The organism is Micromonospora sp. NBC_00860 (genome assembly GCF_045207375.1).
Lineage (GTDB): Bacteria > Actinomycetota > Actinomycetes > Mycobacteriales > Micromonosporaceae > Micromonospora > Micromonospora vinacea.
In genome coordinates, this window is the sequence record NZ_CP108825.1 from 4,963,931 (window position 1) to 4,985,105 (window position 21,175).

General features: G+C 67.9%; 19 protein-coding genes. 12 read left to right on the forward strand and 7 right to left on the reverse strand.

Going from position 1 to position 21,175, the window contains the following annotated elements; translation table 11 throughout:
* Positions 1-2 precede the first annotated feature (2 nt).
* A complete protein-coding gene (locus OH804_RS22725; RefSeq protein WP_406059376.1) occupies positions 3-638 on the reverse strand; it encodes a hypothetical protein in 636 nt (211 codons plus the stop codon).
* A 333-nt stretch (positions 639-971) separates the two neighbouring features.
* Between OH804_RS22725 and OH804_RS22730 the strand changes: the two genes are divergently transcribed.
* Positions 972-1,193: a hypothetical protein gene (locus tag OH804_RS22730; protein ID WP_196921274.1), complete on the forward strand. Its 222-nt coding sequence runs from the start codon at positions 972-974 to the stop codon at positions 1,191-1,193.
* A gap of 66 nt (positions 1,194-1,259) precedes the next feature.
* Here the strand turns inward: OH804_RS22730 and OH804_RS22735 are convergent, their stop codons facing one another.
* The gene (locus OH804_RS22735; protein WP_406059378.1) at positions 1,260-2,165 is read right to left on the reverse strand and encodes a hypothetical protein; all 906 of its coding nucleotides are present in this window, start codon (positions 2,163-2,165) and stop codon (positions 1,260-1,262) included.
* Between the two features lie 206 nt (positions 2,166-2,371).
* On the opposite strand from OH804_RS22735, the gene OH804_RS22740 reads away from it, so the two are divergent.
* Together OH804_RS22740 and OH804_RS22745 are read left to right on the forward strand one after the other, a co-directional pair.
* Complete coding sequence (locus OH804_RS22740) at positions 2,372-3,253, forward strand: fibronectin type III domain-containing protein (protein WP_406059380.1); 882 nt, start codon at positions 2,372-2,374, stop codon at positions 3,251-3,253.
* Between the two features lie 268 nt (positions 3,254-3,521).
* A complete protein-coding gene (locus OH804_RS22745; RefSeq protein ID WP_406059381.1) occupies positions 3,522-5,786 on the forward strand; it encodes a UvrD-helicase domain-containing protein in 2,265 nt (754 codons plus the stop codon).
* A 52-nt stretch (positions 5,787-5,838) separates the two neighbouring features.
* On the opposite strand, the gene OH804_RS22750 is transcribed toward OH804_RS22745, so the two are convergent.
* On the reverse strand, positions 5,839-6,297 hold the full coding sequence (locus OH804_RS22750) for a type II toxin-antitoxin system PemK/MazF family toxin (RefSeq protein ID WP_406059383.1): 459 nt from the start codon (positions 6,295-6,297) through the stop codon (positions 5,839-5,841).
* A 112-nt stretch (positions 6,298-6,409) separates the two neighbouring features.
* On the opposite strand from OH804_RS22750, the gene OH804_RS22755 reads away from it, so the two are divergent.
* From OH804_RS22755 to OH804_RS22765, 3 genes are all read left to right on the forward strand, one after another.
* A complete protein-coding gene (locus OH804_RS22755; RefSeq protein WP_406059385.1) occupies positions 6,410-6,886 on the forward strand; it encodes a helix-turn-helix domain-containing protein in 477 nt (158 codons plus the stop codon).
* A complete protein-coding gene (locus OH804_RS22760; RefSeq protein ID WP_406059387.1) occupies positions 6,883-8,910 on the forward strand; it encodes a DEAD/DEAH box helicase in 2,028 nt (675 codons plus the stop codon). The genes OH804_RS22755 and OH804_RS22760 overlap by 4 nt, the downstream gene beginning before the upstream one ends.
* Positions 8,911-9,225: 315 nt before the next feature.
* The gene (locus tag OH804_RS22765) at positions 9,226-9,738 is read left to right on the forward strand and encodes a hypothetical protein (protein WP_406059389.1); all 513 of its coding nucleotides are present in this window, start codon (positions 9,226-9,228) and stop codon (positions 9,736-9,738) included.
* Positions 9,739-9,803: 65 nt separating this feature from the next.
* On the opposite strand, the gene OH804_RS22770 is transcribed toward OH804_RS22765, so the two are convergent.
* Positions 9,804-10,910 carry an FAD-binding oxidoreductase gene (locus OH804_RS22770; protein ID WP_406059391.1) on the reverse strand — a complete coding sequence of 369 codons (1,107 nt, stop codon included), beginning with the start codon at positions 10,908-10,910 and terminating at the stop codon, positions 9,804-9,806.
* 215 nt (positions 10,911-11,125) lie between these two features.
* Here OH804_RS22770 and OH804_RS22775 point away from each other — a divergent pair, with 215 nt between their 5' ends.
* From OH804_RS22775 to OH804_RS22790, 4 genes are all read left to right on the forward strand, one after another.
* Positions 11,126-11,644 carry a flavoprotein gene (locus OH804_RS22775; RefSeq protein WP_406059393.1) on the forward strand — a complete coding sequence of 173 codons (519 nt, stop codon included), beginning with the start codon at positions 11,126-11,128 and terminating at the stop codon, positions 11,642-11,644.
* A gap of 264 nt (positions 11,645-11,908) precedes the next feature.
* Positions 11,909-13,273, forward strand: a complete 1,365-nt coding sequence (locus OH804_RS22780) for a helix-turn-helix domain-containing protein (protein WP_406059395.1) — start codon at positions 11,909-11,911, stop codon at positions 13,271-13,273.
* Between the two features lie 4 nt (positions 13,274-13,277).
* Positions 13,278-13,838: a GNAT family N-acetyltransferase gene (locus OH804_RS22785; RefSeq protein WP_406059397.1), complete on the forward strand. Its 561-nt coding sequence runs from the start codon at positions 13,278-13,280 to the stop codon at positions 13,836-13,838.
* A gap of 241 nt (positions 13,839-14,079) precedes the next feature.
* Positions 14,080-17,163 (forward strand): DUF3427 domain-containing protein, encoded by a 3,084-nt coding sequence (locus tag OH804_RS22790; protein ID WP_406059399.1) that lies wholly within the window; start codon positions 14,080-14,082, stop codon positions 17,161-17,163.
* 59 nt (positions 17,164-17,222) lie between these two features.
* Here OH804_RS22790 and OH804_RS22795 read toward each other — a convergent pair whose 3' ends face one another.
* Positions 17,223-17,987 carry an alpha/beta fold hydrolase gene (locus tag OH804_RS22795; protein WP_406059401.1) on the reverse strand — a complete coding sequence of 255 codons (765 nt, stop codon included), beginning with the start codon at positions 17,985-17,987 and terminating at the stop codon, positions 17,223-17,225.
* Between the two features lie 97 nt (positions 17,988-18,084).
* On the opposite strand from OH804_RS22795, the gene OH804_RS22800 reads away from it, so the two are divergent.
* Positions 18,085-18,513, forward strand: a complete 429-nt coding sequence (locus OH804_RS22800) for a VOC family protein (protein ID WP_406059403.1) — start codon at positions 18,085-18,087, stop codon at positions 18,511-18,513.
* A gap of 39 nt (positions 18,514-18,552) precedes the next feature.
* On the opposite strand, the gene OH804_RS22805 is transcribed toward OH804_RS22800, so the two are convergent.
* The gene (locus OH804_RS22805) at positions 18,553-19,767 is read right to left on the reverse strand and encodes a hypothetical protein (RefSeq protein ID WP_406059405.1); all 1,215 of its coding nucleotides are present in this window, start codon (positions 19,765-19,767) and stop codon (positions 18,553-18,555) included.
* Positions 19,768-19,918: 151 nt separating this feature from the next.
* Between OH804_RS22805 and OH804_RS22810 the strand changes: the two genes are divergently transcribed.
* Positions 19,919-20,611 carry a hypothetical protein gene (locus OH804_RS22810; RefSeq protein WP_406059407.1) on the forward strand — a complete coding sequence of 231 codons (693 nt, stop codon included), beginning with the start codon at positions 19,919-19,921 and terminating at the stop codon, positions 20,609-20,611.
* A 9-nt stretch (positions 20,612-20,620) separates the two neighbouring features.
* Here the strand turns inward: OH804_RS22810 and OH804_RS22815 are convergent, their stop codons facing one another.
* Positions 20,621-21,154 (reverse strand): hypothetical protein, encoded by a 534-nt coding sequence (locus OH804_RS22815; protein ID WP_196921260.1) that lies wholly within the window; start codon positions 21,152-21,154, stop codon positions 20,621-20,623.
* Positions 21,155-21,175 lie beyond the last annotated feature (21 nt).

Genomic DNA, 21,175 nt, shown 5'->3' on the forward strand with positions numbered 1-21,175 from the left:
CCTCACCGGTCGGGCACGACCGCCATCTCCACCGCGTCCGGCTCCACTCCCCTGATCCGAGCCTGCTCGGCCGCCCACCGCAGGTAGGCCAGCCATTCCTCGGACGACCACCCGTTACTCCGGCCGACACCCGACTCGGCAGGGAGTTGGCCGGCCACGACCCGGTCGAGGATCAGGGGCTGCACGCCGCCCACCCCGCGCCGGTAGCCGACGAAGTAGAGGACCTTCGTGCACAGGCCCGGCCCCAACCAGGGCAGGCGAGCGTGATCGGGGTCGCGGAAGCGGCGGTACGCCGTAGACAGCGAGTCCTCGTCGGGCGCTGGCCTGGACACCTCTTCCAACGCGTACGCCAGACGCTTGCCGCCCGGATCGGCGTCGAGCGACCTGGCGGCGCGCCACGGGCCGTACCCGATGGGTCCGTAAGCCCAGACCAGCACGGCCGTCAGTAGGTGCCGTGGGCTCGCGGCCCCCGCCCGGTACGCGTCGGCCACCGCGAAGACGTCGCGCCGCCAGAGCTCCCCGCTCGCTGGCAGGGAGTCGGGCCATGCCTCCGGTGGTAGCCCCGCCCGCCAGCGGTCGACGTTCACTGTGACCGGGGCCCGCTCGCCCGGTAACTCCACACCCTTGGTCGTCTGCATGGTCGCCTCCCTCGGAGCGCGCGCTCGCGGGACTCCGTGGCTCGGACGCTATGGTCGTGCGCTTCCCCCTGCCGCCCGCCGACAGCAAATCGCGGTATCGACTGCAGGGAACTCCTGCTTCCGGGCAGCCGGCATCCGGCGGGGTCGTTGATGCTCCCGGCCGACGGCCACCTGCTGTTGTTCGGCTGGCCCGAGGAAAGCGGCTGGGGCGAGGTCAGGTATGTGCCGGCGGGCGTGGCCGTCGAGAATCCGTGACTCCGCTCGCTCCCGGAGCGGCACTGGAGCTGACGGGGGCTCAGGACTAGCCGCACAGTGACCGGGTACGCGCGGTCCATGGGTAGCCACAAGCAGAACAAACACGACAACGGCGGCGAGTCGGCGCGAGGCCGGCGGCATCCGGGCAGCGGCGCTCCCGGCCGCCAGGGCTCGACCGTGGAGCACTCGCCCGACCAACGGCACCGCCGTACCGCTACCGGCCCGGCCGGCACCGAACGCGACCTGGGCCGGGCCAAGGTCTCGGGCGACGGGCGGATCCAGCGTCAGGGCGGCTCCTGAGCCGACCACTCAGCCGGTGCAGCGGCTCCCGCGTTTCGCAGGGCGGCTGCACCGGCTGACTGGGTTCTACGGCGTGGCGCAGATGGCGTACGCCGTGTCTGACCAGTTTCCGGCGAAGGCGTCCTCCTCGTACGCGCCGGACGCGGCGGACGTCGGGGCGGTCGCGGGGCCACCGTTGGGGCGGAAGTCGTCCACGATGCCCTCGCCGGTCACCCCGTTCAGCTCGTAGCCGGCGCCGGTCAGCACCTTCCCGACCGGGCAGGTCGCCGTGACGCTGCGGAAGTCGAGGGAGGTGCTGGCCCCCACCGCTGAGGTGCGCACCAGGCCCGCGAGGGGGTTGGCGCAGATCGCGTACGCGGTGGCGGACCAGTTCAGGGCCGTGGCGTCCGACTCGTACGCGCCGACGGTGACCGCGGTCGGCGCCGAGGCGACGCCACCGTTGGGCCGGAAGTCGTCAACGACACCTTCGCCGGTCACGCCGTTCAGCTCGTAGCCGGTGCCGGTCAACACCTTCCCGACCGGGCACGTCGCGGTGACGCTGCGGAAGTCGACCGAGTTGCTGACGCTGGTCGTGGCCACCCGGACCAGGCCGGCCACCGGGTTGGCGCAGATCGCGTACGCCGTCACCGACCAGTTCCCCGCGAACGCCTCGGTCTCGTAGGCGCCGACGGTGACCGCGGTCGGTGCCGTGGCGACGCCGCCGTTGGGGCGCAGGTCGTCGACCACACCTTCACCGGTCACGCCGTTGAGTTCGTAGCCGGTGCCGGTCAACACCTTCCCGACCGGGCAGGTCGCCGTGACGCTGTGGAAGTCGGCCGAGTTGTTGACGCTGGTCGCGGCGACCCGCACCAGACCGGGGACCGCGGCGGACGCCGGGCTCGCCGGGACGAGCACCGCTCCGGTCGCGACAAGACCGAGCACGAGTACGGACACTCGGGCGCCGAACCGGCGGGTTTCGTTCTGAGCACGCATGTGTTTCTCCCGTCTGAGGCCGGACGGGGCGGCAGGTGCGACGCCGACGTCAAGGCCGTTCGTAATGACGGGTTCACGCTATGTAGCCGCGCGACCAGGCATTATCTCCAAGCCGACTACGTCGCGTAACGGACTGGATCCGTTCCCGGCGTCACTGGCCTGACGGACGATGCACATACATCGATGCCCGTGCATACCATTCGCCTATGCCTGCTCGCCGCGTCACCGCCACCATCGCCCTCGCCGCGCTGGCGAGCCTGCTCGCCGTGAACGCCGCCCGCGCCGACGGCCCGGCGATCAGCACCCCCGGCACCCCGGTGGTGGTCGCCAACGAACCACATCAGCTCACGCTCAGCTGGGCGCCCTCAGCCTGGGTCGAGCCCGGGTCGGAGCAGCCGATCAACTACGAGGTGCAGGTGCCGCTGGGGCCGAACACGTACCGCTTCCTCGGCTCCACCACCGACACCACGATCACGCTGACCGACCTCGCGCCCGGCACGACGTACCGGATCGGGGTTGCCGCCCGCGCGCTCGGCGGCTACTCGGACACCTCGCCCACCACCACCGTGCGGACCGCGGCCGGCCGCGCGACGGTCAGCTACCTCAACCTGGACTGGTCACCGACGAACAACCAGATCCAGCATCTCCTGAAGGTGACAAACACCGGCACCGGGCCGTTGGACCTGACCACGGTGCAGGTGCGCTACCACCTGCGCTTCGAGGGCGGCAACACCTCACTGGTGCCGAACTGCGACTGGGCCGCACTGGGCTGCGACCGGATCCAGCAGAGCGTGCAGTTCTTCATCCCGCCCGGCGGGCCACCCGGGGCGATGACGACGCCGGCGCCGCCGTACCCGGTCCCGGGAACACCGGTCCCCGGTTGGGTGGAGCTGACCTTCACCGACGGCACGCTCGCGCCGGGCCAGTCGACGGGACCGATCCAGCTACGGCACCACCGGCACAGCTGGAGCAACATCGACGAACGCGACGACCCGAGCTGGCTCGCCGCGACCAGCCGGTGGACCGAGAACGACCGGATCACGCTGGACGTCGACGGGGTACGCGAATTCGGCGACACGAACACCTGACGCGCCTATTGCCGTGCCGACCATGGCCGCCTCGGTGTAGGCCGCTGCCGATCTCGCCATCCGTAACACGGCCCTCGTCTGGCGATCGCGTCGTCAGCCCTGGCGGTAGTCCGAAGGTCCAGCCCGGACCGGCGATTAGCCGAGCGACACCGGCCGCAACCCGCAATATCGTCAGTGCACCTTGGTAGCAGCCGAGGAGCAAGCGGCCAGGCGGGCTGTCCCTACGCTGGTGAGTGCCGCACCGATGACCGGCCACGGGGAGGTCGACATGGACGTGCTCTCGGAGGAACTCCGTCGCGAGCAAAAGTACTTCGACGTGGCGTGGGATCACCGAGAGCGGATGCGTTCCAACCTGGGCCTCGCCGCCGGAGCTGCGGCCAACAGCGGAGCCGCCACCCGTATCAAGCAGGACACGCAGGCTCGGCTCGATCGCATTGGTGCGGCGGAGGAGCCTGTCGCGTTCGGCCGGATGGATGACGAGGACGGTGAGCGCTTCTATATCGGCCACCATGCGATCTTCGACGACGACTCCGAACTCCTCGTCATGAACTGGCAGGCGCCGGCGGCGGCCCGTTACTACGAAGCCAGCCACGCCGACCCGAGGCGCTTGCGCCTGAAGCGCACCTTTGACTGCTCCATGAACCGGATCGTCTCGTTCAGCGACGCGCTCTTCGCCCAACTCGCCGACGCGGTTGAGGAATTGGAGGCGTATGAGGAAATCAGCGACGCCCTGCTGAGCGACCTGGAAAGTAACCGAACCGGCACGATGCAGGAGATCGTGCGGACGATCCAGGCGTCGCAGTTCGACCTCATCCGGGCAGACGCCGACCAGCTGACGATCATCCAGGGCGGCCCAGGAACGGGCAAGACGGCCATCGCCCTGCACCGGGTCTCCTGGCTGCTATTCAACAGTCTCGGCAACCTGACCGCCGACGACATCCTGATGGTCGGACCCAGCCCAACCTTCACCCGGTATACCCGCCTGGTGCTGCCGAGCCTCGGCGACACCAGCGTGGCCCAGGTCGATGTGCACCAGCTGCACCCGCCGGTGAAGCGGGGCCGCCAAGACGATCCGGCGGCCGTCAAGCTCAAGGGAGACGGCCGGATGGCCGGGTTAGTTCGGCGGGCGCTCTACGGTCGAGTGGGGCCCGCGGAGGGCCAGCATTGGGTTGAGGTGCAGGTTGGGAACCGCACGCTAAGCCTGCCCACTGAGGACCTGAAGCCGTTGGTCGGCCGATCCCGTGCGAGCACTGGAACCTACTCGGAGCGGCGTCAGCTCTTTCGGGAGCTGTTGACTGAGCTCGTTAGTTCCCGAGTGCGGCTCGACCGCGGCCGTCTCCGCCTCGCACTCGATCCGGCGATGGACCGGCTCTGGCCGTCCTACACTCCAGCGTCGTTCCTGCGGGAACTCTATGGATCTCGAGATCGGCTGATTACCGCAGCCGCGGACGAGTTCACGGCGCGAGAGGTGTCGGTGCTGCACCGGCGACCAGCTGAACGGCTCTCAGACGAGACGTGGAGCGACTCTGACCTCGCTGTGCTCGACGAACTCGATCATCTGATCAACGGCGTTAAGTCGAGTTACCTGCACATCGTGGTGGACGAGGCGCAGGACCTCTCCCCCATGCAGCTGCGTGCGATTGCTCGCCGTTCCCGCAACGGCTCGATGACGGTGGTCGGGGACATCGCCCAGTCGACCGGACACTGGGCGCGCGACGATTGGGATGACCTGCTGGACCATCTCCCGGCGGAGCTCCCCCATGTGCTGGAAGAGCTGCACTTCGGCTACCGGGTCCCCCGGCAGGTCTTCGACCTTGCGGCTCGACTCCTACCGATCGCCGCGCCCGACGTCGAAGCACCTCAGGTCGTTAGGGACGGGCCGGCGGATCCGACCATCCACCGGGTGGAAGACGAGGATGAGAGGGCCTCGACGGCGGTCCGGGTGGCCATGGACCATGCCTCGCATGGCCGGTCCGTGGCGATCATTTGCCCGGCAGCCGGCAGGGAGGACCTCGAACGACAGCTGACCGTCAGGGATGTCGTTTGGCGGGCGGCGTCCGCCGGCGACCTGGGCCCCGGGGTGAACGTGGTTAGCCCGCAGGAGTCCAAGGGGCTCGAGTTCGACGCGGTCGTCGTACTGGAGCCAGACGACATCATCGCTGAGGACGAGCGTGGCCACCGGCTGCTCTACGTCGCCCTGACCCGTACCACGAGGTATCTGGACATCGTCTGCGTCAGACTGCCGGCGGAATTGATCGACAGTCCTCACGACGAACGGGCACGACCTGGCTCAGGCGCTGCTAAGCCGACGAGTTCCGGCCAGGATTTGGCTGGGGAATCCAGCGTCTCCGCCGTCGCTGGGCAGAAGACGACCAGCGACACTCAACAGTCTGCACGCCCAGTGTCGCGACGTTTTGTGGATCTGGGAGCGGAAGAGGTTGTGGCACTACTCAAGGAGACGGTCGCGCCGAACCTTTGGCAGGCCGTGTTGGACAGAGCGGGTGAGCTACTCGATCAGGAGTCAGCGCGGTAAGGCGCTGACCCGGCGACGACACATATCTGGTGGACCTGCCTCGGCGGTAGCCTCACGCGCCCAAACGAGAGACGACCGCCGCGCCGAGAACGCGATCCCAATCGGTGCCCGACAGCTCGCCGATCACGTCGAGCACATCTACGTGATCGATGCTCAGGGCCATACGACGTACTGCGGTTGGACGGCGCAGCCGGGCGGCCTCGACATCCCAGAGCTCGACCGGTCGATCCATTCGGCGGTGGCGGGCCGGTGAACTCGTGCAGGCGAGGATCACCACTGTCCGCCCCCGGCAATCGAGGACGACGGCAGGACGAATTTTGTACTGCACGTCGTCCTCGAACGGCACTCGCGCCCACACGATCACGCCTGGGCGCAAGCGGTTACGCGCGACAAGCCGCACAACCGAGAGGTTCGGCAGCTGAGCGCGCTGCTCGGGACGGTTGGCGACTCGCCATCGGCGTACGCCTACAGCGGAAACCTGACGCTTCTGCAGCCTAGTAAGCTTGTTCACGGGCGTATTCCTTCTGCTCCGGCAGGAAGACTCGAGACATGAGCAGAATTATTACGCTACACGCGTAGTCTGGTCAATAGCTGCGCAGCAAATTACGCTGGAGGGGCACCAGATGGACGAGCAACCAGGCGGACTCGGGCGGGCCATCCAGGTCAGACGCGCAGAGCTTGGACTCAAACGCAAGGAGCTCGCAGAACGAGCCCTGCTCAGCTACCCGTACCTGTCCGAGTTGGAGACCGGCACGAAGGCGCCATCAGCCAAGGCGCTGCGTCAACTGGCCGATGCCCTTGAGCTGTCACAGGCTGAACTCCTGGAGCGAGCCGACGCCAGCCCTGTTCGTGTGAACCAGCGACTGAAGGCGGGACCAGCATGGGGCGGCCTGCCATCCGGCTCGATCGCTACGGGCGCCGCCGACCTCAGCGGCACACGTGACAGTGCCTTGGAGCTCGAGCAGCTAGGGCGGGTGGCCGACATCGTCGCCGCCACCGTCAGGGCAGAACTGGCCGCATGGGCGAGAACATCACTGCCGGCCCTGATCCGAGACGAAGTTCGTCGCGTTCTGGACGAGGAAGGCCGGAAGTCTAAATGATCACTACCCATGGCTTCACCCTCGCCGAGTGGCAGGCTGAGGCCGTACGGGCATGGGAGCGCACTGGCTCCGCAGGCCGATACCGAGGGACCCTTGAGATCGTCACTGGCGGTGGAAAGACGCTCATCGCACTCGCGTGCGCAGCCCTTGCCGCCACCTGGAACCCCGACCTACGGATTGCGGTTGTCGTCCCGACGGAGGCCTTAGCGCGTCAATGGCAGGTAGCTATCCAGCGATACACCAGCCTGATGCCATCCGAGATAGGCCTTCTTGGGGCTGGCAAGAATGAAGACTTTGGCAGCCACCGCGCGATCGTCGCCGTGCTGAACACGGCTGCCAAGCGACTGCCCGCGTTGGCGAGGGACGCACAGCCGCTGATGCTGATCGTCGACGAATGTCACCGTGCTGGGGCACCTACGTTCGCCGAGGTCCTCAACACGGAGGCGGCGTACCGGTTGGGTCTCTCCGCAACCCCGGACCGGGAGGAGGTCGACGAGTCAGGGCAGTTGCTCCGGTACGACGAACAACTGGTGGGCCAGGCGCTGGGAGCGGTGATCTATCGCTTTACGCTGCGGGACGCGCGTATGGCCGGGTGGCTCCCGGACTACGACATTCACCACCACGGGATTCAACTGACTCCCGAGGAACAACGCAGATACGACCAGGTCAGTCGACAGGTCGACGATCTCGGCGACGAGTTGCGAAATCTTGGCTTCGAGTCTGGTCGAGCCCACCAGCTTCAGCGTCGCCGAGACGACGTCGGACAACTAGCCCGGAAGTACGTAGCCGCGACCTCTCGGCGTAAGGACCTGCTCTATAGGGCCACCGACCGAAGTCGAGTGGCCGGGCAGATCTTGGCCCGCGCACTTGAGCCGGGCCAGGCGAGACGAGTGCTCCTTTTTCACGAACGGGTCAGTGAGGCTGTTGCCCTGCATCGCAGCCTGGTCTCGGCACTTCCGGACGTAGCCATCGCGCTTGAACACTCCAAACTCGGGGATCGCACGAGAATCGAGGCACTGGAGTCGTTCCGGGCAGGCACTTCGCAGGTGCTGGTTTCTGTCAAGTCCTTGGTTGAGGGAATTGACGTACCGGAGGCCGACGCGGGCATCTCCGTCGCGTCAACATCGAGTGTGCGCCAACGCATTCAAGCGCTGGGGCGAGTCCTGCGGCGCAGCTTCGACCAGAACGCTCCGCGCAAACACGCAAACATGCACCTCATCTACGTCGCCAAGACGGTCGACGAACTGATCTACACCAAAGAAGACTGGGCCGACCTGACTGGCGAGGGAGCCAACCACTACTGGCTGTGGTCGGCCGAATCTAGGACCCCGCAGCAGATGCCCGGGCCACCTTCCTCGCCCCGGCCAACCGAGGAGCAGGAGTGGGAACGGCTGCGCCGACAGCCTCCGGAGCGGCCCGTCCAGTGGCAGGGAACGGTGACGGGGCAAGAGTATTCGGTCGACACGCTGGGGACCGTTACGAACAGCTCAGGCAGAGTCATCCGCAATCCGCAGCACGCCGCAGCGCTCGTCGAGCAGGTCCGCGGCAGGCCTGGCGGCCGTTTTCGCGTGACGCCGACGCACCGCCTTGTGTTGGTGTGGGGCGAGAGCGAAAGCACCGAAGGACTCGCTCCCTACGTCGCCGGACAATTGGCAGAGTCGTTCGAGGCGGACGTGGTCCACGCGATGGGCAGTGGCCCGAGAAGCCCGAATCCAGCTCTCATGAAGCCCGGCAGCGTGCTTACCGATGCACCCGACAAGAGCGGGGGTTCGTACCGGTTGCGGCAGAAGCAGGGCGGAGTCATCGAACGTCGCAGCTCGGAGGGAGTCACTGAATTCGCCCTGGTGAGCGACGCTCCTACGGAACTAGCGGCTAACGCTCGGCGGGTGCTCGAAAGTTGGCGTCAGCTCTTTGACCGTGGGATCACATTTTTCCTCAGCGAGGACGGTCAGGCCTGGTATGTGGAGGGCGGCAGTAAGTACCACCTTGCCCATGCGCCCGGCGGTTTCGCCTGGCCCACGTGACCAGCAAGACTAGCGTGCGTGCCCATCAGTCGTGTTGTCCCTAATCCGACACTAAGCCGTAGATATTTGAGAGCTGCACTATTCTCACGTACGGCCATCGCCGCACTACCGGCACGGCCAACCCCACACTTGGGCCGCCGAAAGGTAGCGATGCTTACCATGTATCCAGGGCTGTCGCCCTCGAACGTGAACAAGGACGCCAAATACTCTGTCACGCACAGCCCTGCGGGTGGTATGGAAGTGCGATTGGTGTATCGGATCAGCGCACGAGAGAGGGAACTCCTCACTAACGATCGCCACGAGAGCCTCGTAGCGATGGTCAACAAGGTGAAGGAGAAACTCAATGGCGCCCCCGGTGGCGCTTTCTACATCAACGAGTACCACGACGTCCTGGTGCCTCACCCCGACGGCAGCGGCTGTGTCTTCGCCGGTACGTACGAGACGATTCTTGAGTTCGACTACGACAGCCAAACGACGATCAGCCCAGTGCCACCAGCAGGCCTGGCCCCGGGGGACTCGTGGCCCGGCCCGCACGCCGGAATTCCGTACGTGCTGAGCGCCGGAGCGACGGACATCAAATTCACCATGGCCTCCGGACGGCGCCTTACGGAAATACGTCTGTCGGACGTGGCTGGTCATGACGCCGCGCGGATGCTCGCCCGTCGCCTCGCAGCAGTCAAGGGAAACTCCGGGGGTCGGGTCTACATCAACGAGGCCTGCCACTTCTTTGCGCCACTTATCACCACTGGCGGCACCACCTACGTCTACCTCGGAGGGCTAGACGACGACGCCTGGTTCTCGGCCCCCGACGTGCCAGGACGACTGTAACCACCACTCGTGCTGCCGATCACGCTTCTAACTCGCTGACCATTCGGGCCAGTAGTAGACGACCATCAGCAGGTGAAGCTAGGGGGCAGGTGGATGCGGCCTGCGGGGATGCCGAGGGCGAGTAGCCGTGGCCGCGCGTCGGCCAGCATGGCGGGCGGCCCGCAGAGGTAGATGTCCTGGCCGGCCTGGTGGTGGCCGAGGGCGATGGTCAGGGCGTCTCCCTGCTCGGCCGGCTCGGCCCAGGGGTCGTCGGAGAGAACCGGCACGATGGTCAGCCACTCATGGGCGCATTGCAGCTTGTCGAGGGCGATCGCGTCGTACAGGTCGGTGAAGGTGCGCGCGCCGACGATCAGCGTCACCCGCCGGCCGTCCGGTGCGGCGGCGACCTGCTCGATCAGGGCGCGCAGCGGCGCCAGGCCGGTGCCACCGGCGACGAGCAGCAGATCGTTCGTGCTCGCCATGTCGAGGCTGAGCCCGGTGTCGACGGGTGAGCCGAGCCAGAGCAGCTCGCCGGGGCGTACCTCATGGACCAGGCGGTGGGAGACGGTGCCGGCGGGTACGGCGCGGACGTGCAGCTCGACGGTGCCGCCCGCGCGTGGAGCGTTGGCCGGCGAGAGCCAGCGCCAGTGCCCAGGCAGGCGCGGTGTGCAGACCGGCACGGCCTGACCTGGCAGGAAGGGCAGTCGCCGCCAGGGACGTACCGTCAGGATGGCGATGCCGGGCGACGGCCGGTCGTGGCCGATCACCTCGACGTGCCACCAGGCCCGGCCGTCGCCGGCCTGCGCGGCGGCGCGGCGGATGGCCTGCGTGGCGCGGTACAGGGCGCGCTCGGCGGCGATGGTGACCTGCGGCGTCCACAGTGGGCGCGCGTGGCGGGCAACGGTGGCGAGCAGCGCGTCGCCGATGGTGGTGGCGTGCGGGAGCAGGTCGAAATGACGGTACGCGCGGCCGAGCACCAGGAGCAGCGCCGCTCGACTCGCCGGGTCGTCGCCGGCGATCAGGAGGCGGCCCAGCGCGGTGAAGAACAGCGGCGCGTCACGTTGTGGGAGCAGCCCGGGTCGGCGGTCTTCGAGGGTGCACCAGAAGTCGCCGGCGGCCCGCACGTCGACCGACTCCCAGGCGGCGGCCAGGTCCACGTGGGCCGGGTGGTCGTCGTCGATCACGGTGGGCATGCCGGCTCCAAGACGTTGATGGGCTGGCACCGGGGCGGGCGGGAGGAGCTGTGCCGTTGAGGGCCGGCGCAGTTCCGGGACAAGGCACCCGCCCCGGGCCATGCGTCGACTCTCGCGGCTGACCAGGCACAACGGCATGTCGCGGTGATCATGGGCGGCATGCGTGATCGGTATGCGCTCGACGTTGCGACTGTCGAATCGGGCAGACTGCGGGCATGACGGAACGTCCGGTGCTGTATCTGGTCGTCTGCGCCGCGGGTCCGGCGGAACACATCGACGAGCTGGTCGACCTCCTGATCGCCGACGGGTGGCAGGTGTGCATGATCGTCAGCCCGACCGCGGCTCCCTGGCTCGACCGGGCTGCGTTGCAAGACAAGACCGGCTATCTCGTACGCGTGGAGTGGCGCATGCCCGGCGACCCGGAGCCGCACCCGCCCGCTGATGTGGTGGTGGCCGCGCCGGTCACGTTCAACACGGTGACGAAGTGGGCGTTGGGCATCAACGACACGCTGGCACTCGGCGTCCTCAACGAGTCGCTGGGCGCGGGGCTGCCGATCATCGCGTTTCCGCACACCAAGGCGGAACTGGCGGCACATCCGGCGTACGCGGGTCACTTGGCGGTGCTGCGCGCTGCCGGCGTGGTCGTGGCGGACGGGAAGCCGCTGGACTCGATGAACGGGCCAGGGCGTTGGGACGTGGTCGTCGAGGCGCTGCGGACGGCGCGCCCGTCCTGAGCAGTTGCCGCCGTTCCCCTGTCCGGTGGTCCTTTGACGATATGCGTCGCGCGTATACCAGCGCTCCACGCAGCGTGTTCAATGGATATCCTCGATGAGGCGAGACGGACGGAGCCGCCGGTGACCCACTCGAACTGCCCTCGGTGCGGCGGACGGCTGGCCCGGGACAACGACAGCGGACGGTGTGCGCCCTGCCAGGCCGCCGAGCGGGACCGGCTGAGCACTCCGCCGAAGCTTCCGGCGAGCTTCTGGGAGCACGAGCCGGTGCGACAGGCGCTGATCGAGCGGCATCTCGGGCGGGTGATCAGGGCGTACCGGTGCCACCCGTATCACGGGCGGGTTGCCTTGCCGCAGTCCGTGGTGGCGGGATGGCTGGGGATTACACAAGCACAGTTGAGTCGGGTGGAGAACGGCCCACCGCTCGTACACCTGGACCGGCTGGCCCACTGGGCACAGCTGCTGCGGGTGCCAGCGGAACACCTGTGGTTCCGCCTTCCTGATCAGCCTTGCTGGACCGATACGAGCCTCATCGCAAACGGCAACGATCGCGCAGATAGCGAAGATCAGCCCACTGAGCAAGGCGAGCGGGCAGCCGTGGCCGTTAGCGTGGAGGAGGCATCAAGCCAAGGGGGTGGCGCTACGGACCGCCGACGATTCAACGTACTGGCTGCGCTCACGGGATTGGCTGCGAGTGGTCACACGTACCTGCTCGCGGGGCCCGCCGAGATGCCCAGGACAATCGGCATGGAGCAGGTGCAGCTCGCCAGCTCCCTGGTTGATGACCTCCGGCGGGCAGACGCGGTAGCCGGTGCCGACCTGCTCTGCGACGTCGCCATCCAAGTCCACACCAGGCTGTCGGCTTGGGCGGCGCGGGCCAGCTACAGCAGAGAGGTCGGCGACGCGCTCCAAAGCGCCCTGGCCGACCTTTCCATCGAGGCGGCCTGGCTGGCCATCGACGCCGAACGTCGGTCTGAGGCGAGGCCGTACCTCAATGAGGCAATCACTCGCGCCCGAATCGCGGATGACCCACGAGTGGAAGTTCGCGCCCTCACGCATCTATCCCTATTGATCCGCGAGAGCCAACCTGGCGAGTCGTTGCACTGCGCCGAAGCCGCTCTACGGGTGTCCGGCGGTTGGGCTACCCCTCGGCTCACCACCTTGCTGCACCTGCGCAGGGCGCACGCCTACGCCGTCCTCAGGGATGCCAGTGGCTTCAGTCGGGAGATGACCAAGGCGCGCCGGGAGTTGGACCGGGGCACTCACGAGGATGACCAGGGTTTCGTCCACTTCGTGAACCACCAAGAGTTGATCGGGATCGAAGGGCTCTCTTATCTGGCCCTCGACAGACCCGAGCGCGCTGTTCAGTCGTTACGCGCGATCACCGACAACCCGTCACCTAGCCATCGGCGAAACCGGGTCTACTACGCGGTGCGGCTCTCAGAGGCGGCATACCGACAGGGCGACGTCAATGAGGCGGCGCGTATCGCTCTGGATGTCCTGCCTGCCATGGGCCAGATCAGCTCAAAGCGAGTGAGCCAGCATCTCGCGCAGGTGCGCGGAAGTCTGGCGACGCCACGGCAGGCGACCAGGACGACCCGCCAGTTCGTCGACGCCTACGACCAGGGGTGAGCCTGTGATCGAGGGCCTGCAACTTCGTCATCACAGCGCCGACGAGGCTAAGGAAATCCTCGATCAGCTCGTGGGCCTCTACCTGGAGGTCTATGCGGGTGGCGGCGAGTTCTACAGCGAGGACCGCTACCGGCGTCAGCTTGACCTACATATGCAGCGAGTTGGATGGGAATTGATTACCGCATCGGTCGATGGGGCCCTGGTCGGCTACATCTATGGCTTTCCGCTACCTTCGCAGACACGGTGGTGGGAGGGCATCCATGACCCCGTCCCGCCCGGGTTCACCGAGGAGGACGGGAAACGCACCTTTGCGATAAGCGAGCTGCTGGTACACCGCGCCTGGCGACGTAAGGGCATTGCGGCGGCGTTGCACGACGAGCTGGTCGCGGGCCGGGCTGAACCGCGATCCACGCTCTTGGTCCGTCCCGACAATGTTGCCGCCCAGATGGCGTACCGCTCCTGGGGCTGGAACAAGGTCACCAAGCTGCGCCCCAACTGGGAAACCGCACCAACCTTCGATGTCATGGTCCGCACCGCCCCGATTTGCCCTCGTCCTTTTATCTAGCCGTGGCGCCGCCGGGTTTGATGCTCGATCCGAGCCGAGGAGCATCGACGATAGATGCAGAGACCCATCCGCCCTGATTAGCAGCCTGGCCGCGCGGACGTCGAGAGCCACAGCACCATCGGTTGGTCAAGGCATCGATTCCATCAGGCTTGAACATATTCATCTCCCGATGACCCGACGCGCGGAATTCCTCGCCTCGTCAGGGCAACGCCTCAGCGCCACGATCGATTAGATTGCGTGGATGACTGATCTTGAGCGGGGTGTTTACGAGCACCTGATCACCCGTGAGCTGGCCGGTCGCCTCCAGCACGTCGACCCCGCCCTGATCCAACACCACAAACTCGACCCCGCCGACGCCCACCAAACCCTCGCCCGCCACATCGCCACCCTGGCTGCCCGAGCCCTCCAGTCCCTCCCCAGCGGCGATGACAAGCTTCACCACCAGATCGCCATGGCGAACCAGATCGCCGAAGCCATCGCGACCCTGAGCCCCAAGGCAGCGACCGATCAGGACCAGGTAATCGACGCGAAGCACCTGCTCCACGCCATCGCCGCCCCACCAACACCACCCGCGGAGCCCACCTTTCCGCAGCGCCCCACCACTCCCCTCTCCACTGGCGCGTTGCTGGTCAACGGCCGCCACCAGCCGCGCATCGGCCACGAGGTCAACCACGAGATGGCCTCCGCTGACCAGGTAGACCTGCTGTGCGCGTTCATCAAGTGGTACGGCCTGCGCATCGTCGAGCCAGCCATCCGCGAGCTGATCGCCCGAGGCGGCAAGGTCCGCGTCATCACCACCACCTACCTCGGCGCGACCGACCAGCGGGCGCTAGACCGGCTCGCCGAGCTGGGTGCAGAGATCAAGGTGTCGTACGAGACGAGGACCACCCGCCTGCACGCCAAGGCGTGGCTGTTCCGCCGCCACAACGGCACCACCACCGCGTACGTCGGCTCGTCGAATCTGTCGAAGACCGCGCTGGTGGACGGCGTCGAGTGGAACGTGCGCATCTCGAACATGGAGCAGCCGCACGTCATCGACACCTTCACGGCGACGTTCGAGGACTACTGGAACGATCCCGCGTTCGAGGTGTACGACGCGACCAGGGACGCCGAACGGCTACGCCACGCGTTGAGCGGGGAGCGCCGCGACGATGCACCGACGGCGATCTCGAACCTGGACGTGCGCCCGTACCCGTATCAGGCCGAGATCCTGGCCGACCTAGACGCCGAGCGCCTGGTGCACGGGCGCTGGCGCAACCTGGTCGTGATGGCGACCGGCACCGGCAAGACCGTGGTGGCCGCCCTCGACTACCGCCGACTACACAAGGCGGGCCGGGCAGACTCGCTGCTCTTCGTCGCTCACCAGGAGCAGATCCTGCGGCAGAGCCTGTCGACGTTTCGGCAGGTGATGGGGGACGGCAGCTTCGGCGAGACGCTTGTCGCGGGCGAGAAGCCGAATGGTTGGAAGCACGTTTTCGCCTCCATCCAGTCGCTGCACCGCCGGGAGGTCGACCCCGAGGCGTACGACATGGTGATCGTCGACGAGTTCCACCACGCGGAAGCGCCGACGTACACGCGGCTGTTGGAGCGGCTGCGTCCCCGCGTACTCCTGGGCCTGACCGCGACCCCCGATCGAGCCGACGGCGGCGACGTGCGCCGGTGGTTCGACGGGCGCGCGGCCGTTGAGCTGCACCTGTGGGACGCGTTGGAGCGGCAGTTGTTGGCGCCGTTCCAGTATTTCGGGCTGCACGACGACGTGGATCTGTCACACGTCACCTGGAAGCGCGGGCAGGGCTACGACCCGACGCAGCTGAGCACCATCTACACCGGCAACGATGCTCGCGCGCGGACTGTGTTGCGGGCGGTCCGCGAGAAGGTGGACGTCGGGCGGATGCGGGCGCTCGGGTTCTGCGTCAGCATCGGGCACGCGGAGTTCATGGCCGCTTTCTTCCGGAAGCACGGCGTCGAAGCGGCGGCGGTGACCTCGAAGGCCGGCACCGATCGGGCGGGGCTGTTGCGGAACTTCAAGGCCGGCAAGCTGCGCGTGCTCTTCACTGTGGACCTGTTCAACGAGGGCGTCGACCTGCCGATGGTCGACACGATCCTGATGCTGCGGCCCACCGAGAGCGCCACGATCTTCCTGCAACAGCTTGGCCGTGGTCTGCGCCTCGACGACGACAAGCCCTGCCTCACGGTGCTCGACTTCATCGGTGGGCAGCACGCGAACTTCCGATTCGACCTGCGCTGGCGTGCCCTGACCGGGGTGAGCCGGCGGGCGATCACCGAGGCGGTCCGCGGCGACTTCCCGAGCCTGCCCAGCGGCTGTCACGTCGAACTGGACCGGGTGGCGAAGGAGGTCGTGCTCGCCAACCTGCGGTCGGCGCTGCCCACCTCGAAAGCCGGCCTGGTGTCTGAGCTGCGGCAGCTCGGCGACGTCAGCCTGGCGACATTCCTCCGGGAGACCGGCCTGGAGATTGAGGACGTGTATCGCTCGGCCAGCATCGGCGGCTGGACCGGGCTGCGGCGGCTCGCCGGCATCGAAACGTCCGCACCCGGCCCCGACGACCGCGAGTTGGGCCGGGCCATCGGTCGCATGCTGCACACCGACGACGTCGACCGGCTGGAGCTGCTCACGAGGGTCGCGGTCGGATCGCCCGCGCCAGGCCAGCAGGTGTACGCGGGGAACGGCCGACTGCTGGACATGCTGCACTTTAGCCTCTGGGGGCCGAACGCCCCACTGGCAACGCGCGACGAGCGGCTGGCACGACTGTGGAAGGAACCGGCCCGCTGCGCTGAGCTGCGGCAGGTCGCCGACGTGCTGCGGGACCGCATCCACCGGGTGACGCCGACCGCCGCTCAGGGTGCGGTGCCGCTGCGGGTGCACGCCCGGTACAGCCGCAACGAGGCGTGCGCGGCGTTCGGAATGCCCAACCCCGGGTCGCTGCGCGAGGGGGTGAAATGGCTGCCCGACGCCCAGGCCGACCTGTTCTTCGTCACCCTGGTCAAGTCGGAGGCGCACTACTCCCCTACCACCATGTACGCCGACCGGGCCATCACCGACACCCTGTTCCAGTGGGAGTCGCAGAGCACCACCTCGGCAGCGTCGGCGACCGGGCAGCGCTACACCTCGGGCGGCTCGACCGTGCACCTCTTCGTTCGGGAAACCCGCATCGCCGACCGCGACCTGGGCGCACCGCCGTACCTCTACGCCGGCACCATGACCTACGACTCGCACACCGGTGACCGACCCATGCGCGTCCTGTGGCAGCTCCACCACGCCCTACCCGCCGACGTGTACGCCACCGCCCGAACGATCGCCGCTTAATGCTCCTCGCGGGCCTCGACCGTCTCGCAGCTCACGAGGCAGGACTGAAACTTCCTGACTCAATCGAGCTCGGACAGGAAGGCACCGACCGTAGCGGCGAACTGCGCTTGAGCATCGTGATGCACGACGTGACCTGCTGGCAGCTCGACGAGCCGAGCCTGACCGGGGCGACGGGCGATCATCTCGCGAGCGTGATCGGCCGCCAGCTCGTCACTGCGTGTTCCGCGGATCAGAAGGGTAGGGCAGGACACCGCTTCCCAGTCCTTCCAGTGGTCACCGTTGAGCGCTTTCTGGGACGCCACAGTGTCATCGATCTCGAACGAGAAGCCCCAGCCGTCCTTCGATTGGCGGAAGGAGCACTCCAGATAGGGAGCCGCCCCGTGCAGGGCCGAGGCCAGTGCATCGCGGGATGGCGCGCGGCGAGGCAGGCTGGTGGTGAACGACCAGTCGCAGTCCACCACCGCGCCAATGTCCTCGACGATCAGCGCGGTGACTTGATCCGCGTGCCGGCTGGCGTACTGGTAGGCGTTCACCCCGCCCAGTGAGTGACCCAGCACCACGGCGGGGCCGACCTTCAGATGCTGGTGGAACGCGGCGACGTCGGCAACGTAGTCCTCGCGCTCATAGCTCTCGGCACGGTCGGAGGCTCCATGCCCACGCTGGTCGAGCGCGATCACCCGCCATTGCGGTGCCAACGCCTCGGCCAGCGGCGCGAAAGCCGACGCTTCGTTGTAGTGCCCGTGCAGAGCCAGGAGCGGGTTTCCCGGACCGCCGAAATCGAGATACGAAAGACTCCGACCGCCGACCGTGAAGAACTCCCGCATAACCTGGAATCCTAGATCAACAGCCATCGGCTGCCGCTAAGGTCGGCACGGTCCCGCCTGCCTCGAAGCGGAGTGATCGCGCGTTAGGTTGAAGACCATGGAGCAGCGGATCAGCCTGATCACCCTCGGCGTCTCGGACGTAGCGCGCGCGAAGGCGTTCTACGAGCAGCTCGGCTGGCAGGGCCAGGAGGTCGAGGAGACGGTTTTCTTCCAGGCCGGCGGCCTGGCAGTCGTCCTGTGGGGCCGCGACAAACTCGCCGACGACGCGGGCATCGAAGGGTCGGGCACCGGCGCGATGACCCTCGCTCAGAACGTCCGCTCCCGGGCAGAGGTCGACGAGGCCATCGCCACCGCGACCAAGGCCGGTGCCACGGTCACCAAGCCGGCCCGGGAGACCTTCTACGGCGGCTACGCCGGCTACTTCGCCGACCCGGACGGCCACCTCTGGGAGATCGCCTGGAACCCGGGCTTCACCCTCGCGGAGGACGGCTCCCTCACCGTCCCCGACTTCAGCGCCGCGAACTGAGGCGCCACGAACTGAGCCCCGCAGGAAAGAAGACTCTGATCAGGGCGCCGGAGACGGGCAGAGCAGCGGGTCCAGCAATGGCAGTTGAAGAGGGTCCAGGCAGATCGCCAGCAGTCCCGGATCCGGTGAAGGCGTCGCCGTAACAGTCGGGCTCGGCGTCGGCGAGGCCGACGCGACGGGCGGCGTAGGCAGGGCCGACGCGGGCGGGTCCGTGGTGGGGACCGGCCCAGGCGCCGGCACCGCGCTGGCGGACGGCACGGGAACGACCGACGGCGCAGGGGTCGGCGGCAGGACCACCACGACAGCGGCTTCCGCCACTGTGGAGATGGCCGACGGCCGGGCAGTCGGGGCGTGCGGCGGGCTCCATACGGCACTGTCGGCCGAGCCGACCCGCGACCTGGGTGGCACCGGCCCGACGGGACCGATCGGAACGAGGACGGCGCCAGCCCTCGGCACCTCCATAGCGACGATCTCCGCCGAGGGCACCGGCCCGCGAGTACCCCACGCACCAGGACCCAGAGCACCCGGCCCGAGCGTCACGAACACCACGGCCGCGACGGCGGCAGCGCCGAGTGCCCGCCGGTCGGGCCGTACCGCCGTCAGCGGCGCGTCGTCGGGGCCCACCAACACGACGGGCGCGGGCCGGGCGGCCCGATGCGCGGCCGACAGCGCGTCGACCTGCGCGATGACGGCAGCGCGATCGTCGGCAGCGGCGACTGTGAGATAGAAGCGGAAGTTCACCACGGCACCCGCCGGGACCAGGAGGCCGGAAAGTCGTCCGCGGTCGGGCAGCAGGGTGACCGGAACACTGGGGTAGTGGGCGGGGCCGACCAGGTCGTCGTACCGCCACTCGCGCCGGTGCTCACGGCCGCCGAAGGCCACCCGTCGACTGGTCACCACGGCCATCCCGGTGTCGACGACACGCAGGCCCGCCGGCAGGGCCTCTGAAGAAGTCTCGGCGAAGGAACTGAAGCCGCCCGGCCTGGGCAGGCCGGGGATATGTCGCGCCTCGGCCTCGACGAGCTGGGCGACGGGGAGGACGCGGAAGACGAGTTCATCGTCGTCGAGCTTCACTGGCAGGCCGGTGCGGGGCTGCGTACACCCGAGGAAGCTGGCGGCTTCGATGCGGAGCCGGGCCAGGTGGTCGTCGCGGTGCCGCCAGGCGTCGGTGGCGTCGCGGTACGCGCGCTGCCGGCGCTCGTTCTCGCGCTCGGCCCAGGCGATCCGCCAGGGGGCGCAGGCCACAGAGGTCACGGTCACACGCGGTACAACCGCTCACGTACGTGACAGGCAACGCGACCCAGATCGATGCATCCCGTTGCGTCCGAAAGGAGAGATTTGACGGACGCCGAAGCCGACGCTGCCGGGCTAGCCTGCGCTTGCCCCCCAGCCGAGGAGTTTCCTGGTGCTCGATGACATGGGCGTGCTGCGTGACGCGGTACGCGACTATCGCCTGGCGGCGACGGCCGCCGGCCTCGACTGGCCGGACTACGGCGAGTCGCCGGCCGGGCAGCCACCGGAGGTGGTCTACCGGATCTTCGGCGTGGAGCGTGTCGCCGAGCAGTTGACCTGGTTGCAGGCGCAGCCATGGCCCGACCGGCAGGTGTTGCCCGACGTGGGGTGGCGGATGCCATGGCCGGAGGACGAGGACGCCCTGCACTATCTGGGTTTGTCGATTGGCACGCCGTTCTCCTGGCGGCACCAACTGCCCCTGTTCTTCTTCGATGTCGTCCTCTACACGTTCGTGCTGGCCGGCGAGCACGAGGGTGAGATCTGGCGCTACGAGATCTCACCCGACGCGTGGGACTCGGTGCGTGCCGCCACCAGCCTGGCCACGCTCTTCGATCAGTGGACCAGGGGAATCGCCGCCGGGGTGGTCGTCTACGACGAGCAGAGCAAGTGGCTCCTGGTCCGCGACCTGGGCTCCGCTCCCGATCTCGACCCGCTGGCCTTCCCGGTGGCCCCGGTGGAGGAGACGCTGCTGCGAGCGCGGCAGCGCGAGTGCGGGGTCGACATGGCCATCGTCGAGGACGGCTTCACGTACACCGAGGAGTTGTCCGACGCCATCGACGCCGCCAAGGCGTCGCTGCGGCGTTGACGCAGGTGATCAGCCGGCCCGCCGCCGGTACGGCTGCGGGCCGTGGGTCGGAAACCGCGACTGGGTACGCGGTGGGTACGCCTCGCAGTGTTCGGCCCAGTGTTCGGCGGCGGTGGCCAGGGCGTCTGCGGAGACGGTGAGGATCAGCGGGTAGATCGCTGTGGACGGGCGGCGCATCCACGGTGGCAGCGACTCGGCGGAGAACTCCACGATCAGCTCCAGCCTGCGGCGGCGCAGTACCCGGCTGCGCACTGCCAGGTTGGGTTCGGTGAACCGGACCATCGCCGGTGGCGCGCTCAGCCCGAGGGCAGCGGTGGCCTGCCCGTGCAGCCAGCCGCCGAGTGCGCGGGCCTCCTCCACCATGAGGCTCGGGTAGTGGTGTGACCAGGTCTGGCCGTCGGCGGTGCGGGCGTCCACCTCGATGAGCAGCCAGTCGTGCCAGCCGGGCGCTGCCGCGTCGAGGTCGTCGGGCGGGTCGACGCCGGGCTGGTAGCCGACGGGGCGTATCCGCACCCGGGCGCCATCGTCAGACCGGATCTCCACTCGATCATTCTGGCCGAGCGA

Coding starts and splice junctions, on each gene's coding strand:
- OH804_RS22800 (WP_406059403.1), top strand. CDS start 18,085: ATGGAGCAGCGGATCAGCCTGATCACCCTCGGCGTCTCGGACGTAGCG.
- OH804_RS22765 (WP_406059389.1), top strand. CDS start 9,226: ATGGTCAACAAGGTGAAGGAGAAACTCAATGGCGCCCCCGGTGGCGCT.
- OH804_RS22760 (WP_406059387.1), top strand. CDS start 6,883: ATGATCACTACCCATGGCTTCACCCTCGCCGAGTGGCAGGCTGAGGCC.
- OH804_RS22730 (WP_196921274.1), top strand. CDS start 972: ATGGGTAGCCACAAGCAGAACAAACACGACAACGGCGGCGAGTCGGCG.
- OH804_RS22725 (WP_406059376.1), bottom strand. CDS start 638: ATGCAGACGACCAAGGGTGTGGAGTTACCGGGCGAGCGGGCCCCGGTC.
- OH804_RS22795 (WP_406059401.1), bottom strand. CDS start 17,987: ATGCGGGAGTTCTTCACGGTCGGCGGTCGGAGTCTTTCGTATCTCGAT.
- OH804_RS22770 (WP_406059391.1), bottom strand. CDS start 10,910: ATGCCCACCGTGATCGACGACGACCACCCGGCCCACGTGGACCTGGCC.
- OH804_RS22735 (WP_406059378.1), bottom strand. CDS start 2,165: ATGCGTGCTCAGAACGAAACCCGCCGGTTCGGCGCCCGAGTGTCCGTA.
- OH804_RS22755 (WP_406059385.1), top strand. CDS start 6,410: ATGGACGAGCAACCAGGCGGACTCGGGCGGGCCATCCAGGTCAGACGC.
- OH804_RS22745 (WP_406059381.1), top strand. CDS start 3,522: ATGGACGTGCTCTCGGAGGAACTCCGTCGCGAGCAAAAGTACTTCGAC.
- OH804_RS22775 (WP_406059393.1), top strand. CDS start 11,126: ATGACGGAACGTCCGGTGCTGTATCTGGTCGTCTGCGCCGCGGGTCCG.
- OH804_RS22740 (WP_406059380.1), top strand. CDS start 2,372: ATGCCTGCTCGCCGCGTCACCGCCACCATCGCCCTCGCCGCGCTGGCG.
- OH804_RS22790 (WP_406059399.1), top strand. CDS start 14,080: ATGACTGATCTTGAGCGGGGTGTTTACGAGCACCTGATCACCCGTGAG.